The sequence below is a fragment of the Methanocaldococcus indicus genome (assembly GCF_049554935.1).
In the GTDB taxonomy this organism is placed as follows: domain Archaea; phylum AGJL01; class Methanococci; order Methanococcales; family Methanocaldococcaceae; genus Methanocaldococcus; species Methanocaldococcus indicus.
Genome location: NZ_CP186926.1, coordinates 556,150 through 571,952, shown reverse-complemented (window position 1 = coordinate 571,952; position 15,803 = coordinate 556,150). Strand labels below are relative to the sequence as shown.

The following is a 15,803-nucleotide window of genomic DNA, read 5'->3' as shown; positions in this document are numbered from 1 at the left end:
TCAATATGCAGCTATAATCAATGAATAATTTTTATTAATATTAGAGTTATTCTTAATATATGATACAATAAAATTTTTAACATCTTCTGAAACATTTGGAGTTATATAAACAGTAACATTGTATCCTTCATAAGTTATTCCAACATAATAAACAGTTTCATTAAAACCTCTATATCCAGAATTTACCAAGTTTATGGCTGTTCTTGCAGTTGATGAAATTTTTTCAATATCTATTGTAGATAAAGAATCATTTGGAAATAAAGTGATATTTAAAAAGTTGTATATTGTTACAATAGATAAAACTAAAATTCCTAAAAATATAATAGCAAACTCTAAGGATAGCTGTCCTCTCATAGTTTCACATACAATAAATATAAAGCATAACTTACAGTGACAAATGGTAAGAAAGGATAAACTTTAATTACATTAAGAGTTTCAGGAATTTTCCCTTTTTTATATAAATCTTTGATTTTCTTAATATTTTCTTTACTTAAACCTTCTCCATCACATAAAATATAATTAATATCCTCTTTATTTATCTTTTTTAGTTCATTATCAATTAAAAACTTTATTCTACCAAATATATTAAGATTTTTTATTTCAACTTTGTCATCATTATATATAATAACATCTTTTAAAATATCCCCTTCCTCCAACTCATCAATCTTTTTCTTTTCAGATATTTCTTCACCAGTTAGTGCATATATAACAACTGATATCATTATTAATTCTAAAAAATAGATTATTGAAAGTTTGGCATACTCATGATTTAATAAAAAAATAATTATTAAATAAATAGGAAAAATAAACCCTAATTTTTTCATAATTTCCTTATATTTTTTGTATTTTCTTGAGATAAATATTGAAAGAATTATATAACCCCAAATTATTAAACTTCCAAACTTTATATTGTAAGAATTAACTAAATATGTTAATACTCCCATAACTGTTGCTAAATATCCAGATGAGAGTAAAATATCCTTATAATTTTTTATAAAGATTTTATAGAGAGGAAAGATGGCTACCAAAATCATACTTAGAGAGATTATGATTAAAATAGGTTTTGGGATATAATAGATAAAATCATAAGCAAATATAGGAGATAAAGCAGTAAAAACCTTTACATCCCCTCCTCCCATACCAATACTTAAAATTAAACATAAAATAAATGTTGAAAATAGAGCAATAATAGCATCAACTCCAAAATAAAAATATCCAATTGAAAGATTTATTAAAAACATTAAAATGACATACTTATGAGGGATTATTTTATATTTAATATCTTCAATTGAAGCTAAAATTAATATAATAAGATTTATTATATATGCAACATCTAATAAATTCAACCTTCCACCACATTGTTAGGATACTTCTCTTTAACTTTTTCTTTTATTTTTAACAACAGCTCTCTATCTTCAAAAATATTTATTGCAGTATCTAAATCTTTATCTTTAATTAGGTATAAAATTTCTTTTAGGATTTCTGTTGATACATCTACTCTATGTATCCATAAACAATTCATACAACTCCATATTTTAGTTCCATCTTTTCTTTCAATATACTCCCCTAAATCTTCATCTTCACATGGATAAAATGGGCAAAAGCACCATAAGCAAGTTTGTCCATCAAAATGACATGGGTAGTATTGACATTTTCTATTTATATTTAACAATATAACTTTTTTAAAATGATTTTTAGCTAATTCAATCATTCTATCACATTCAATTTTTTTAACCATTCACAAACCTTACATACTTCTCCGCTACAAGGATAACCACAAATTTTACATCTATTTACTTTTTCTTTGTAATCAACTAAGCTTATTAATTTTTCATATCCTCTTAATATACTGTATCTAACACCTGGTTTAAAACTTTCTAAGTTATTTAGTATGTCTTTAATTCTATGTCTATATGATAATGATGAATAAGGACATGGAGTACTTTGATATCTTATATTTAACAAGTTTGCATATAACTTAACTTCTTCCTCAGGGATTAATTTTAGTGGTTTAATTCTTTTAACAAATCCTTCTGTGGATTTTCCAAATTGAATAAGATTTTTTATATTTCCTTCAATATAGTTCATTAAAATAGTTTGAGCAAAATCATCTAAATTATGTCCAATAGCTAAAAAGTCATAACCTTTTGCATGTTTATTTAATAGGTATCTTCTAACAACTCCACAGAATGAGCATGGTTTCCCAATATTTAATTTTTCTAAATAGTTGTTTTTAACAATTTCATCTAATGAGAATTTAATCTCATCTTTAAACTTGACAATTTTTAAATCTAAACTATTTTTTTTACAAAAATCAACAATTATCTCTTTTGCTTTATCTCTAAAATTTTTTATACCCTCATCAATAAATACAGCTGTTAGTTCAACATTAGGAATATTTTTAAATAATTTTTTTAATATATGTGCCATTACTAAGCTATCTTTTCCACCACTAATACCAATAGCTATCTTTACATTTCTTCTTAAGATATCTTTTCCTAATGTTTTTTTTACTCTTCTTTCAACATCTTTAATAAAGCACTCTTTACATAAATATTTGTTTGAATATTTTTGATAATATATAGCTTCATTTCCACAGGAGCATTTCATTGTATCACAACAAATTAGAGGGATTTTATGGAAATAATTCCTGTCTTAGATATAAAAAATGGAATTGCTGTTTCAGGGAAATCTGGGGATAGAGAGAACTATAAACCATTAAAGTCAGTTCTTGTTAATTCTTCAAATCCTATAGAGATTGTAGATAAATATAAAGAAGAATTAGCCAATACTGTGTATATAGCAGACTTAGATGCTATAGAAAGAAAAGGGAATAATCTTGATATTATTGTTAATTTAGATATAAATAAGATTGTCGATTGTGGTATAAGAAAGAGAGAAGATTATGAAAAAGTCAAAGATTTATTTACTCCAATATTGGGATTAGAAACTTTAAGAGATTTAACTCTTCTTAAAGAGAAAGATATTATAGTGAGCTTAGATTTTAAAAATGGTAAATTATTAAACTATGATTTAGATTTTATATTAAGTATTGTAAATAAAAATGTTCCTTTAATTATTTTAGATATTTCAGCAGTTGGAACTAAGAGAGGGTTAAACCTTCCTCTTATAAAAGAGGTTTTAGACAAAACCAACAATCCTATTTATGTTGGAGGAGGTATTAAAGATTTAGAAGATTTAGAAAAATGCTACAATTTAGGAATAGATGGAGTTTTAATAGGAACAGCTATCCATAATGGAACTCTAAGATTAAAAGAAATTATTGAAAGATTTAGGTGAAATTGTGAAAATAAAAGGAAGAGTTTGGAAATTTGGGGATGACATAGATACAGATATAATAATTCCAGGAGCTTATTTGAGGACAACAAATCCTTATGAGTTGGCTAAGTATTGTATGTATGGAATAGACAAAGATTTTTCAAAGAAAGTTAAAGAAGGAGATATAATAGTTGCAGGAGAAAATTTTGGATGTGGTTCTTCAAGAGAGCAAGCTGTTCTGTCTATAAAATACTTAGGAATTCAAGCGGTTGTAGCTAAAAGTTTTGCAAGAATCTTTTATAGAAACGCAATAAATAACGGATTAATTCCAATATTGGCAAATACTGATGAGATAGGGGAAGGAGATATTATTGAGATAGATTTAGATAAAGAGGAAATAAAGATTTTAAATAAAAATAAAACCATTAAATGCTCAGCTCCTAAGGGCATTGAAAGAGAGATTCTTAATGCTGGTGGGCTAATTTACTATTTCAAAGAAAAAAAGGTGAAAACATAATGATTATAGAAATTAATGGGCTATATTCAAATTTAAAATTTTCTTCTTCACATATTGTATTTGGACATAAAACCTGTGGAGGAATTCATGGGCACACATACTATTTAGATGTTAAACTATTTGGAGAAAAAAAAGATGAGTTTTTATGTGACTTTAAAATTGTTAAAAAAATAGCTAAAAATATCTGTAAGGAGTTAGACCACAAACTTCTACTTCCTAAGTATCATAAACACCTGATTTATGAACTGAGAGATAAGAGCATATATTTTAAATATAAAGAGAAAGAGTATTTAATTCCTGTTGAAGATGTTATACTTCTTCCTATACCATCAACATCAGCAGAAGATTTAGCTATCTATATTGCAAATAAAATAAACAAAGAGCTAAATTTAGATAATATTAAGTGGATTGAAACATCTATTTATGAAGGTTTAGGACAAAAAGCAGTTTATAGATTGGTGAGATAATGGAAAATATATTAGAAAAAGTAAAAAAAAGGATAGATATTCCAGTATATAAGAGAAGTATTGAAAATGTTTTATCAGCTATTTTAGCAAATGGAGACTTTTGGAATATAGTAGCTTTGAGTGAAGAGCCATTACCATTGGTTGCTGAGATAATAAAAGTTTTAGAGGAAGAAGGTTTAGTTAAAATAGAAAATAACACAATAAAATTAACAGAGAAAGGTTTAGAACTTACTAAAAAATATGGAATAAGCAAGAGAGAGGAGTTAGTTTGTGGTTGTTGTGAAGGTAGAGGAGTTAGTATAAAGCAATTTTCAGATATTTTAGAGAAATTTAAAGAAATAACAAAAGATAGACCTCTACCAAAACATGAATATGACCAAGGTTTTGTTACTCCTGAATGTACAATTGCAAGAGTTGCTTTAATGCATTCAAGAGGAGATTTATTTAATAAAGAGGTTTTAGTTTTAGGAGATGATGACTTAACATCAATTGCCTTAATGCTCACAAACTTACCAAAAAGAATTGTAGCTGTTGATATTGATGAAAGGTTAATGAACTTTATAAAAGAGACTGCTGAAAAATTGAACTATAAAAATATAGAAGTTATAACCTTAGATTTAAGAAAACCTCTTCCAGAAAGTTATGCTAAAAAATTTGATACTTTTATAACTGACCCTCCAGAAACTGTCTATGCTATAAGAACATTTATTGGTAGAGGAATATCTTCCTTAAAAGGAGAGAGATGTGCTGGTTATTTTGGAATTACAAGAAGAGAGAGTTCATTAGACAAATGGAGAGAAATTCAAAAAATATTATTAAATGAGTTTAATGTAGTTATAACAGATTTAATAAAAGATTTTAACCATTACATTAATTGGGGTTATGAAGAAGAAACAAGAGCTTGGAAACTATCTCCTGTAAAAAAGAAACCTGAAAAGATTTGGTATAAGTCATATATGTTTAGGATAGAGACATTAAAAGATAGTAAAGGATTTGAAGAAGAGGTTAATATAGGAGATGAGTTATATAATGACTCTGAAAGCTCTACCACATAAAATTTTTTTATTTTTAATTTATTAAAAAAAGTATTCATTTATTCAATTGTTAAAATATATTTCTTTGCTCCTTGTATTCCTAATTGTAATTTTATAGCTTTTATTAATTCATAAACATCCTCTATTGTTTCAGCATCATTTAAAGCTTCTCTAAATTTATCTCTTTTAGATGGCTCAATTAAATTTAAAAGATATTCAACAGTAGTGATTAACTCTATATACTTTTTTTCTTTGTTCATTAAAGTTTCTAATTCATTTAATAATTCAGTTAATTTTTCTGATGGCATTTAATATCACCAGTATTTTTTTATGAAGTATTCTGCATTTAACACACTTGCTCCTGCTGCTCCTCTTATTGTATTATGCTCCAATGCAACATATTTAACATCAAAGATATTATCTTTTCTAATTCTACCAACAACTATACTCATTCCTTTTCCAGTATTTCTATCTAATCTTGGTTGTGGTCTATCTACTTCTTCTCTTATTACTATTGGCTTTGCATAGGTTGGGAGATTTAGGTCTTTTAGTGGGTCAAATTTATCCATAACTTCTTTTATCTCATCTGGCTCAACTTTCTCCTTAGTTTTAACAAATATACATTCAGTATGTCCATCTATAACAGCTACTCTATTACATGAAGCTGATAATTTGAAATCTGCAAATTTAAATTTGTTATCCTCTAAATCTCCTAAGATTTTTAAACTTTCTGTTTGCATCTTTTCTTCTTCATTTTTTATATATGGAATTAGGTTATCTAAGATAGCCATTGAAGGAACTCCATTCCATCCAGCTCCTGAAACAGCTTGTAAAGTTGTTACAATAACTGAATCCAATCCAAACTTGTCCATAATTGGTTTTAGAGTTATTACACAGCAAATAGTTGAACAGTTAGGATTGGTTATTATTGCTCCATCCCATCCTCTTTTTTCTCTTTGTATATCAATTATTTCCATATGATTTGCATTAACTTCTGGAACAACTAAAGGAACATCTTCCTCCATTCTATGAGCTGATGCATTAGAAAATACTATTTTTCCTTCTTTTGCAAATTCTTTCTCATAAATCTTTGCTAAATCAGATGGTAAAGCTGAAAAAACAATATCTACATCTTTAAAAGCTTCATGCTTTGCATCTGTTGGAACAACTACCATATCTTTTATTTTTTCAGGAATATCTGTATCTTGTGTCCAATAACATGCATCTTTATACTTCTTTCCAGCACTTCTCTCAGATGCTGCTAAAACTTCTAACTCAAATATTGGATGCTCAGCCAACAACTGAACAAATCTCTGCCCAACACTACCAGTAGCTCCTAAAACTCCAACTTTTATCTTCATTGCTATCTCCCTACATCTTCTTATAACTTAAAAATTGTATTGAATTATTATATTAAAAGCTACTCCTTAATATCTCCAGAGGATATTAAAAGAGTTCCTAATACATCACCTTCTTTTATCTCTCCATCTAATACACATACAAATGTAGCCAAATCAACACATCTTTCAACATCTATAGGTAGAGGAATCTCTTCACCAACAGCTAAGACATGTCCATGTCTATTAAGTGCATAAGGACATAATATAATGACAGATTTTGGAGGTATCTTAATTTTTCTAATTTTTATTGGGATAATGTCTCCTTTTTTAATCTCCTTGGATTCATCTGCAATTATAGGCTCAACTATAACATCTCCTGTTATCTTTAAATGTTTTTTTATATCTTCCTTTTTAACTTTAATCTCTTTTAATCTACCAAAAACTCTGAACATTTAATATCCCCTTTTTTATTTATTTTTCTATAATTGTCTCTTTGATAGCCATCCCAAAATGTCTGGCATTTTCATCTATTTTTACTAAAACTTTATCTCCTGGTTTTAAATCTACAACTGAAACTGGCTCTCCTTTTTCATTAACTAATCTAATTGTTTCAGCATTTTGTAAAATAGTTCTTATTTTATCTCCTTTATAATCTGCTTCAATTAAAATTAAAGGTCTTCTTTCTATTTTTACTCTTCCAACTATTGCCTCTCTTGCATTTCCATCTTTATCTACAATTAAAACCTTATCTCCTGCTTTTAATTCACTTAAATACTTTGTTTTATTTCCAGGAGTTAAGATATAAGCATGAACTGGTCCAGCATTTACTCTAAATGGTCTTGTCTCAACATAAGGATTTTCAACAGTTTCTGAATGCACTAAGAATAAAGCTCTTGAATAAGAACCTATTAACATACCTTCTCCAATCTTCATTAATGAGCAGGTGTCAATACAAACTCTATCTCCACTACCTATTGGTTCAACTTTTGTTATAGTAGCTGTATCTAATGGAACTTTTTCTTTATTTAAGTCATCAATTAGTTTTGATAATTCTTTAATATCTTCCAATTTTTTAGGGTAAAGTAGAGTTCCATCAACTCCTTTCTCCAAGATTTCATAAGCTGTTTTTGCTTCATCAATATTATTTACACTTGCAACAATTTTAACATCTCTATGGAACAAATCAGCTATTAAGTTCTCTAATGGAATTATTGTCCAATCCTTACCCTCTATAATTATGTAATCAACAAAACCAAATCTTGCAATTTCTGATGCAAGTTCTTCATCTTCTTTCCCTTCAATTGGAATATATACTGCTGTCTCCTTACCTTTCTCTTTTGCTTCTTTCAAAAATTCTATATTATCATTTTTATTAATTAAGACAATATCAGCATCTAAACTGTGAGAAGCTACTTTTATATTACCAAGTTCTTTTATTTTTTCTATATCTTCTGGCTTACAAACAACAACAGGAATTGAACTTTCTAATGCCATCTTTACAATCTCTTTCCTATCTTCCCAATTTTTACCATCAACTAAAACCCAACCAAATTTCATAATTAACACCAAAAAACTTATTAACTTACATTTATAGTAGATTGTTATGCTCTTTTATAATATCTTCCTCACTCTTATTTAATACTTTCATTATTTTAGCTATAACCAAATCTAAGTATATTAAAGCTGTATGTTCAAAAGTTGTACCCATTGGAAGATAATTATTTTTATCAACATCTAACACAATAGAAAAGGATATATCTTTAATTTTACTATTTTTGGAGGTAATTACAACAATATTATTACTAATTTTTTTAGCTTTTTCAATTATTGTCTTTATTGTTACACATTTTCCAGTGTTTGATATAACTATCAATAAATCATCTTCTTTAAAAGCAGGAGCTTCAGAAACAAAATAAACATTAAAATTGAGATGCATTAATCTCATAAAAAAGCATCTTCCAACGTATCCACTTCTACCTATACCAAAAATAAATATTCTTTTAGAAGATAATATTTTGTTAATAAAGATATCTGTTTCTTTAGAATCTAAAATTTTTTTAAGATTTTTGATATTTTTTAATATTATGTCCAGTTCCAAAATAAACACCAATTATAATTTATGCAAATAGATTAATATATGGTAGTATAAAAATAAATAATTGGTGGGGGTGCTGGGATTTGAACCCAGGTCCGGGGATTTCTCCTACCAACGGGGTGGTCCAGCACCCTGTAGGTAACTGGAGTCCCCGATGATAGGCCAGGCTACACCACACCCCCAAAAGACAAAAATTAAAATTTACAGTAGTAATATATATATTTTACCTCTAAACTAATTTGAATTTATAAATTATCAGTAAAAATAAAATATGCTTTTAAATATTATCCATTAGTTTTAGTTTATTGAATAATATAAAAACCAGTGGTTATGATGAAAAAAAATGACAATTACAATTGGATTGAACAGATAATTTTAGAACTTGATAAAAATTATAAAAATATTAGAGATTTTGATTTGGTTGTAGAGGAAATTTTAGATAAAATAAACACATTAATATCTGAGATAAATAGCTACATTGCAGAAACTCATTATGGACTTAATATTACTAATGAAAATATTTCAAAATCATTAAAAGAACTTGCTGAACTACAAAGAAAACTTGAAGATTACTTAAAAGTATCTAAAAACATAAATGAATCATTTGAAGATGTTTATAAATCCCTTTTAAAGTTAAAGGATGAACTAGACAATATTAAAAGTTCATTTAAAGAATCTTCAAATGCAATAAATGCACAACAGGCACAAATAGAGCAAAAATTAAAAGAACATGAAGAAAATATTAAAAAATTATCTGATGAAATAAAAAATATTATTAAGTCTCAAATTGAAATTAAACAGAATCTTAAAAATATAAAGTTAGTCCTCTATATTACATTAACTCTGCTGTTTATAAATTTAATAATCTCATTGAGATTAATCTTTTAGGTGGTATATATTGATAGCTAACAGGGTAAAAAATATAGAACCATCTGAGATAAGGGAAATTTTTAATTTGGCTAAATCAGATAGTATAAATTTGGGAATTGGTGAGCCTGATTTTTCTACACCTAAACATATTGTAGAGGAAGCAAAAAAAGCTTTAGATAGGGGAGAAACACATTATTCACATAATAAAGGAATTTTAGAATTGAGAGAAGAGATTAGCAAAAAATTGAAGTTAGATTATAACTTAGATATTGATAGAGAAAATATTATAGTTACTTGTGGAGCTTCTGAATCTTTACTTTTATCTATATTATCATTATTAGATAGAGGAGAGAAAGCTATCATCTTCAATCCTTATTTTGTCTCTTATCTCTCACTTATTAAATTAGCTGAGGGAATTCCTATAAAGATAGGTTTAGATAACAACTTTAATTTTGATATAGAAGATATAAAAGAAAAAATAGACAAAAAAACTAAATTAATTATTTTTAATTCTCCAACAAATCCTACTGGTAAAGTTTATGATAAGAAAGATATAAAGGCATTATGTGACTTAGCTGAGGATTATAATTTAATTATTTTATCTGATGAAGTTTATGATAAAATAGTTTATGAAAAAAAACACTATTCACCTTTACAATTTACTGATAGAGCTATTTTAATAAATAGTTTCTCAAAAACTTATGCCATGACTGGTTGGAGAATAGGATACTTAGCAGTTAGTGATAATCTCAATAAAGAGCTTAATTTAATTGAGAATATGCTAAAAATCCATCAGTATGGTTTTGCTTGTTGTACTACTTTTGCCCAGTATGGTGCATTAGCTGCTTTAAGATGTAGTCAAGAATGTGTTAAAGATATGGTTAAGGAATTTGAGAGAAGAAGAAACCTAATATATAAAAATTTAAAAGAAATATTTAAAGTTTATAAGCCAGAAGGAACTTTCTATATCTTCCCAGATGTTTCTGAATATGGTGAGGGAAAAGAAGTAGCTAAAAAAATTATTCAAAATGGTGTATTATGTGTCCCAGGAAGAGCTTTTGGAGATGATAAATATATAAGGTTTAGTTATGCTACAAAGTATGAAGATATTGAAAAAGCTATGGAAATAATAAAAGATTTATTTATGTGAAATTATGAAAGTATTAATTATTGATAATATTGATTCATTTGTGTGGAATTTAGTTCAATATGTTGGGACATTAGGACATAAGGTTAAGTTAGTTGATAATAAGATAACTCTCTCAGAGATAAAAAAGATAAATCCTGATAGGATAATTATTAGCCCTGGACCAAAAACTCCAAAAGAGGCTGGAAATTGTATAAGAATTATACAGGAAATAGATATACCCATATTAGGAGTATGTTTAGGGCATCAATGTATTGTTGAAGCTTTTGGAGGAGTTGTTGGAAGAGCTGATAGAGTAATGCATGGTAAATCTTCTTTAATAGAGCATGATGGAAAGGGGATATATAAAGATTTAGATAATCCATTTTTTGGGGGAAGATATCATTCTTTAATAGCTAAGGAAGTTCCAAAAGAGTTAAAAATAACTGCTAAAAGTTTGGATGATAACTATATTATGGGTGTTAGGCATAAAAAACTTCCAATAGAGGGAGTTCAATATCATCCAGAGAGTATTTTAACAAAATCTAAAAATATGGACTTTCCAAAATTTGGATTAAAGATGATTAGTAATTTTTTAAGTGAAGATTATGGATGTTTATGATATTTTATTTAACTTATGTTTAGAGTATGAAGTAAAATATAAGGACAGAAAACTTCCATTATGGAAGGTTAAAGAAGAGAATATTAACATTGATGAAGTTGATTTAAATTTACCTTGGGAAAATATTAGAGAGTTAGCTATCTACTTATATGAAATTAGTAAAAAACAGAAAGAAAGTAATGAGTTAATTAGTTTTGATATAATTAAAGTATTGGTGGGAATAGCTTTTTTAAAGGATGATAAGAGCAATTTCATGAGTTTAGTTAATGATAATACTTGCTTAAACTATTTAAGTGAAATTATAAATTATAGAATAAACTGTATAGCAAGATACTACTATATGATTAGATATCCAAAAAATACTAATATTTTTGATGATATAATTTTAAAGTTTCCTATAAATAGAGAGTTAAGAGTAAATAATTTTGAAGATTTTAAAAGACTTGTTTATAAGTTAAGAGAGTTTATCAATTCAGAATGATGATAGCTATGATAGATTATAGTAGATGTGTAAGATGTAGAGTTTGTGAGCAATCTTGTCCAAAAAATGCAATATACTTTTATTCTTATCCAATAAAATGTTTTCATTGTAAAAATCCACCATGTTTAAAAGCTTGTCCTATAAATGCAATTGTAAAAAAAGATGAAACAGTTTTAATTTTAGAAGATAGATGTATAGGATGTGGATTATGTGCATTTGCTTGTCCATTTGGAGCTATTAGAATAGAAAAAGTAGCAATAAAATGTGATAACTGTATAAGTTTAGACAAAAAAGTATGTGAAGATGTTTGTCCAACAAATGCAATAGTTAGTTTAAATAACATATACAAAGAAAAAGAAAAGAACATTAACAAAATCATAAAAAATATAAAAAAATGGAATAGGTAAAAATATGTATAAAGTTAAGGATATTAATTTATGGAAAGAAGGAGAGAGGAAGATAGAGTGGGCAAGGCAACACATGCCTGTTTTAAATTTAATAAGAGAAAGATTTGAAAAAGAGAAGCCATTTAAAGGAATAACAATAGGAATGGCTTTACATTTAGAAGCTAAGACAGCTGTTTTAGCAGAAACTTTAATGCTTGGAGGGGCTAAGATTGCAATAACAGGATGTAATCCACTATCTACTCAGGATGATGTTGCAGCTGCATGTGCAAAGAAAGGAATGCATGTATATGCTTGGAGAGGAGAGACAAGAGAGGAGTATTATGAAAATCTAAATAGAGTTTTAGACCATGAACCAGATATTATTATAGATGATGGATGTGATTTAATATTTTTAGTTCATACTAAAAGGACTGAACTTTTAGATAAGATTATTGGAGCTTGTGAAGAGACAACAACAGGAATTATTAGATTAAAAGCTATGGAAAGAGAGGGAGCTTTAAAATTTCCAGTTATGGATGTAAATGATGCATATACAAAATACTTATTTGATAATAGATATGGAACTGGACAGAGTGCAATGGATGGAATTATAAGGACAACAAACTTGTTAATAGCTGGAAAAACTGTTGTTGTTGCTGGATATGGTTGGTGTGGTAGAGGAGTAGCAATGAGAGCTAAAGGTTTAGGGGCAGATGTTATAGTAACTGAGGTAAATCCTATTAGAGCATTAGAGGCAAGAATGGATGGATTTAGAGTTATGAAAATGGATAAAGCAGCTGAGGAAGGAGATATATTTATTACAACAACAGGATGTAAAGATGTTATTAGAAAAGAACATATTTTAAAGATGAAAGATGGAGCTATCTTAGCAAATGCAGGACATTTTGATAATGAAATAAATAAAAGAGATTTAGAAAGTTTAGCAAAGGAAATAAAAGAAGTTAGAGCAAATATATTGGAGTATAACTTAGGAGATAAGAAGATTTATCTTTTAGGAAAAGGTAGATTAGTTAATTTAGCTTGTGCGGATGGACATCCTTGTGAAGTTATGGACATGAGTTTCTCAAATCAAGCATTAGCAGCAGAATATTTATTAAAAAATAGGGATAAGTTAGAGAATAGAGTTTATAGAATTCCTTATGAAATTGATGAAGGTATAGCCAAGCTTAAATTAAAATCTATGGGCATTGAGATAGATGAACTAACAGAAGAACAAAAGAGATACTTAGAGGATTGGAGAGAAGGAACTTAAATATATTTTATTAATTCTCTTATAGCTTCTTCAACATTTTTAGCTTTAACTACTCCAGAAGCTAATAAAACTCCTTCAGCACCTAAATCCAAAGCTGCTTTTACATCTTCTCCTTTTGAGATTCCTGCACCACATAATACTTTTACATCTTTATTAATTTCCTTAACAGCTTCTACTGTCCCTCTAACAATTTCAGGATTTGCTTTTGAGACAGGAATTCCTGTTCCTATTAATTCAGGTGGCTCAACAGCTATATAATCAGGAGAGAGAGTAGCAACTGCCTTAGAAGTGTTTATATTGTTTGTGCATACAACAGTCTCTAAACCAAGATTTTTACATTTATTTATTAAAGCTTCAATATCAGCTAATAATAATCTTTTTTCAGAGTGATTTAAAAGAGTTCCAGTAGCATTAGCTTCTTTTATACTTTCAGGTAGTATATGTCCAGTATGACTTCCTGGATTTATATTATCAATATGTTGAGCATAGACAGGAATATTAACCTCTTTAACTATCTCCTTCAAATCTACAAATTGTGGAGCAACTCCTATAGTTATTCCACATTCTTCTGATATCTTTTCAGCTATTTTAGCTATTTCCAATCCTCTTTTACCAACACTTTCAATGTATGTCTTATAGTTAATAATGATTATCATCAATTTTCCCTCCTGCTAAATTTTGCTTTATCTTCTTTAATCTTATTTAATTTTTGAATTATTAATAATTTTTTACTTGTTTAATTTGCTATTAAAAATTTTAATATCAATACTTATATTTCTTAATTTTTATTAATATTTTTGATGAATATGATTATTGGAACTTGCATGCGTTCTAAAAAAGAATTTTTTTTAAGGAATAAATATATGGATTGGGGCTTACATTTTTCTCAAAAGATAGTAAAAGATAACAATATTATTGGATATCATGCTCCAATTTTAAATATAGATAAGAAAGAAAGTATCAGTATCTTAAAAAATATAATTATGAATATTAGAGGTTCTGACTATTTAACAATACATTTGCATAATGGAAGAGTTAAAAATATAAATATAGATAATTTAATAGAAAATTTACAAATTATTAATGAGTATGCCAAAAAAAACAATATTAAGCTATGTATTGAAAATTTAAGAGTAGGATTTTCATCAAATCCAAACAATTTAATAGAGATTGCTGACATTGTTGATTGTTATATAACTTATGATGTTGGGCATATTCCCTATAAAGATAGATTAGAATTTTTGGAGATATGCTCTGATAGGGTATATAACACACATATTTATGAAATTGAAAAAGATGGAAAACATCTACCTCCTAAAAATCTCAATAATCTTAAAAAAATATTGGATGCTCTATTAGATATTAAGTGTAATATATTTTTAATAGAGCTTATGAACATAGATGAAATATTAAATACAGAAAAAATGATTAGAGGATACATAAAACAATTTATTGGTGAAAAAATTTGATAAACATGGATATTGATAATTTTATTGATTTTAAAAAATCATTTAATAGTTTAGAGCTATCTAATGAAACTATTAAAATAATTGAAGAGCATAATATAAAATTTAGTGAAATAGCTATTGGTGAATTTTCAGGAAGAGATAGTGCAGCAGCTATTATAAAAGCAATTGAAAACTACAATATTGATGTTGTTTTACCAATTGTTGGATTTACTGGGACTGATTATGGAGATATAAATATATTCTACAAAAATTGGGAGACAACATATAAAAGGATGAGAGAGATTAACAAAGATAGTATTTTATTACCTTTACATTTTATGTTTGAGCCAGAACTCTGGCATGCATTAAATGGTAGATGGATAGCTCTCTTAATAAAAAAATATGGATTTTATACACCATGTATAGGTTGTCATTCTTATCTAAGAATTTTAAGAATTCCATTAGCAAGACAGTTAGGTAATAAAATTATATGTGGAGAAAGGTTGTTCCATGACAATGATTTTAAAATTGACCAAACAGAAGAAGTTTTAACAGCTTATAAAAAGATTTGTGAAGAATTTAATATCAATTTGTTAATGCCAATAGTTAATATTAAAGAAGGTAAGAAAATAAAAGAGATAGTTGGTGAGGATTGGGAGCAAGGAAAAAAACAGTTTTCATGTGTTTTTAGTAAGAATTATAGAGATGTAGATGGAAAAGTTATTTATGAGAAGGATAAAGTTGTTAAATTTTTAAATGAATATATAATACCTTCCTCAATAGATATAGTTAAAGAGGGATATAAAGGAAACTTCAACTATATTGAAATAACAAAAAATTATATAATATAGTTAAATATAATTAT

Annotated in this window: 22 protein-coding genes and 1 tRNA gene; 12 read left to right on the top strand and 11 right to left on the bottom strand. The window is 27.2% G+C overall.

The window, feature by feature from the left end; all coding sequences use genetic code 11:
* Genes ACPB8Q_RS03230 through ACPB8Q_RS03215 form a run of 4 tightly spaced genes read right to left on the bottom strand, consistent with a single transcriptional unit; the run spans position 1 to position 2,610 of the window.
* Positions 1-354: a class III signal peptide-containing protein gene (locus tag ACPB8Q_RS03230; protein WP_423793237.1), complete on the bottom strand. Its 354-nt coding sequence runs from the start codon at positions 352-354 to the stop codon at positions 1-3.
* Positions 351-1,346, bottom strand: coding sequence for an A24 family peptidase C-terminal domain-containing protein (locus tag ACPB8Q_RS03225; protein WP_423793236.1), 996 nt, complete (start codon positions 1,344-1,346; stop codon positions 351-353). Before ACPB8Q_RS03225 ends, ACPB8Q_RS03230 begins: the two co-directional genes overlap by 4 nt.
* Positions 1,343-1,711 (bottom strand): cysteine-rich small domain-containing protein, encoded by a 369-nt coding sequence (locus ACPB8Q_RS03220; protein WP_423793400.1) that lies wholly within the window; start codon positions 1,709-1,711, stop codon positions 1,343-1,345. Before ACPB8Q_RS03220 ends, ACPB8Q_RS03225 begins: the two co-directional genes overlap by 4 nt.
* Complete coding sequence (locus tag ACPB8Q_RS03215) at positions 1,708-2,610, bottom strand: TIGR00269 family protein (protein WP_423793235.1); 903 nt, start codon at positions 2,608-2,610, stop codon at positions 1,708-1,710. The genes ACPB8Q_RS03220 and ACPB8Q_RS03215 overlap by 4 nt, the downstream gene beginning before the upstream one ends.
* 27 nt (positions 2,611-2,637) lie before the next feature.
* Between ACPB8Q_RS03215 and ACPB8Q_RS03210 the strand changes: the two genes are divergently transcribed.
* From ACPB8Q_RS03210 to ACPB8Q_RS03195, 4 genes are read left to right on the top strand one after another with little or no spacing between them, the layout of a single operon-like run.
* Positions 2,638-3,300 carry a HisA/HisF-related TIM barrel protein gene (locus ACPB8Q_RS03210; protein ID WP_423793234.1) on the top strand — a complete coding sequence of 221 codons (663 nt, stop codon included), beginning with the start codon at positions 2,638-2,640 and terminating at the stop codon, positions 3,298-3,300.
* Positions 3,301-3,304: 4 nt separating this feature from the next.
* Positions 3,305-3,796 (top strand): homoaconitase small subunit, encoded by a 492-nt coding sequence (gene hacB, locus ACPB8Q_RS03205; RefSeq protein WP_423793233.1) that lies wholly within the window; start codon positions 3,305-3,307, stop codon positions 3,794-3,796.
* On the top strand, positions 3,796-4,263 hold the full coding sequence (locus ACPB8Q_RS03200) for a 6-carboxytetrahydropterin synthase (protein ID WP_423793232.1): 468 nt from the start codon (positions 3,796-3,798) through the stop codon (positions 4,261-4,263). The genes hacB and ACPB8Q_RS03200 overlap by 1 nt, the downstream gene beginning before the upstream one ends.
* A complete protein-coding gene (locus ACPB8Q_RS03195; RefSeq protein ID WP_423793231.1) occupies positions 4,263-5,318 on the top strand; it encodes a bis-aminopropyl spermidine synthase family protein in 1,056 nt (351 codons plus the stop codon). Before ACPB8Q_RS03200 ends, ACPB8Q_RS03195 begins: the two co-directional genes overlap by 1 nt.
* Positions 5,319-5,356: 38 nt before the next feature.
* Here the strand turns inward: ACPB8Q_RS03195 and ACPB8Q_RS03190 are convergent, their stop codons facing one another.
* The 6 genes from ACPB8Q_RS03190 to ACPB8Q_RS03165 all read right to left on the bottom strand — a co-directional run bounded on the left by ACPB8Q_RS03190 (position 5,357) and on the right by ACPB8Q_RS03165 (position 8,914).
* Complete coding sequence (locus ACPB8Q_RS03190) at positions 5,357-5,605, bottom strand: hypothetical protein (RefSeq protein WP_423793230.1); 249 nt, start codon at positions 5,603-5,605, stop codon at positions 5,357-5,359.
* Positions 5,606-5,611: 6 nt separating this feature from the next.
* The gene (gene asd / locus ACPB8Q_RS03185) at positions 5,612-6,658 is read right to left on the bottom strand and encodes an aspartate-semialdehyde dehydrogenase family protein (protein WP_423793229.1); all 1,047 of its coding nucleotides are present in this window, start codon (positions 6,656-6,658) and stop codon (positions 5,612-5,614) included.
* A 59-nt stretch (positions 6,659-6,717) separates the two neighbouring features.
* Entirely contained in the window at positions 6,718-7,089 is a 372-nt protein-coding gene (locus tag ACPB8Q_RS03180) for a DUF22 domain-containing protein (RefSeq protein ID WP_423793228.1), read from the bottom strand.
* Positions 7,090-7,108: 19 nt separating this feature from the next.
* On the bottom strand, positions 7,109-8,194 hold the full coding sequence (locus tag ACPB8Q_RS03175; protein ID WP_423793227.1) for a 3-dehydroquinate synthase II: 1,086 nt from the start codon (positions 8,192-8,194) through the stop codon (positions 7,109-7,111).
* A 31-nt stretch (positions 8,195-8,225) separates the two neighbouring features.
* Complete coding sequence (locus ACPB8Q_RS03170; protein WP_423793226.1) at positions 8,226-8,744, bottom strand: SIS domain-containing protein; 519 nt, start codon at positions 8,742-8,744, stop codon at positions 8,226-8,228.
* Positions 8,745-8,797: 53 nt separating this feature from the next.
* Positions 8,798-8,914, bottom strand: a tRNA-Trp gene (locus ACPB8Q_RS03165).
* Between the two features lie 151 nt (positions 8,915-9,065).
* Between ACPB8Q_RS03165 and ACPB8Q_RS03160 the strand changes: the two genes are divergently transcribed.
* The 6 genes from ACPB8Q_RS03160 to ahcY are packed head-to-tail and all read left to right on the top strand — an operon-like array spanning position 9,066 to position 13,490.
* The gene (locus tag ACPB8Q_RS03160) at positions 9,066-9,620 is read left to right on the top strand and encodes a hypothetical protein (protein ID WP_423793225.1); all 555 of its coding nucleotides are present in this window, start codon (positions 9,066-9,068) and stop codon (positions 9,618-9,620) included.
* Between the two features lie 10 nt (positions 9,621-9,630).
* Positions 9,631-10,752, top strand: coding sequence for a pyridoxal phosphate-dependent aminotransferase (locus ACPB8Q_RS03155; protein WP_423793224.1), 1,122 nt, complete (start codon positions 9,631-9,633; stop codon positions 10,750-10,752).
* 4 nt (positions 10,753-10,756) lie between these two features.
* A complete protein-coding gene (locus ACPB8Q_RS03150; protein WP_423793223.1) occupies positions 10,757-11,350 on the top strand; it encodes an anthranilate synthase component II in 594 nt (197 codons plus the stop codon).
* Positions 11,337-11,831 (top strand): hypothetical protein, encoded by a 495-nt coding sequence (locus ACPB8Q_RS03145; protein ID WP_423793222.1) that lies wholly within the window; start codon positions 11,337-11,339, stop codon positions 11,829-11,831. Before ACPB8Q_RS03150 ends, ACPB8Q_RS03145 begins: the two co-directional genes overlap by 14 nt.
* An 8-nt stretch (positions 11,832-11,839) precedes the next feature.
* A complete protein-coding gene (locus ACPB8Q_RS03140; RefSeq protein WP_423793221.1) occupies positions 11,840-12,238 on the top strand; it encodes a 4Fe-4S binding protein in 399 nt (132 codons plus the stop codon).
* 4 nt (positions 12,239-12,242) lie between these two features.
* Positions 12,243-13,490, top strand: a complete 1,248-nt coding sequence (gene ahcY / locus ACPB8Q_RS03135) for an adenosylhomocysteinase (protein WP_423793220.1) — start codon at positions 12,243-12,245, stop codon at positions 13,488-13,490.
* On the opposite strand, the gene tpiA is transcribed toward ahcY, so the two are convergent.
* The gene (gene tpiA / locus ACPB8Q_RS03130; protein WP_423793219.1) at positions 13,487-14,146 is read right to left on the bottom strand and encodes a triose-phosphate isomerase; all 660 of its coding nucleotides are present in this window, start codon (positions 14,144-14,146) and stop codon (positions 13,487-13,489) included. The genes ahcY and tpiA overlap by 4 nt on opposite strands.
* 144 nt (positions 14,147-14,290) lie before the next feature.
* Between tpiA and ACPB8Q_RS03125 the strand changes: the two genes are divergently transcribed.
* Both ACPB8Q_RS03125 and ACPB8Q_RS03120 read left to right on the top strand, forming a co-directional pair.
* Entirely contained in the window at positions 14,291-14,959 is a 669-nt protein-coding gene (locus ACPB8Q_RS03125) for a sugar phosphate isomerase/epimerase family protein (RefSeq protein WP_423793399.1), read from the top strand.
* Between the two features lie 5 nt (positions 14,960-14,964).
* Positions 14,965-15,789 (top strand): hypothetical protein, encoded by an 825-nt coding sequence (locus ACPB8Q_RS03120; protein WP_423793398.1) that lies wholly within the window; start codon positions 14,965-14,967, stop codon positions 15,787-15,789.
* The last annotated feature ends 14 nt before the right edge of the window (positions 15,790-15,803 follow it).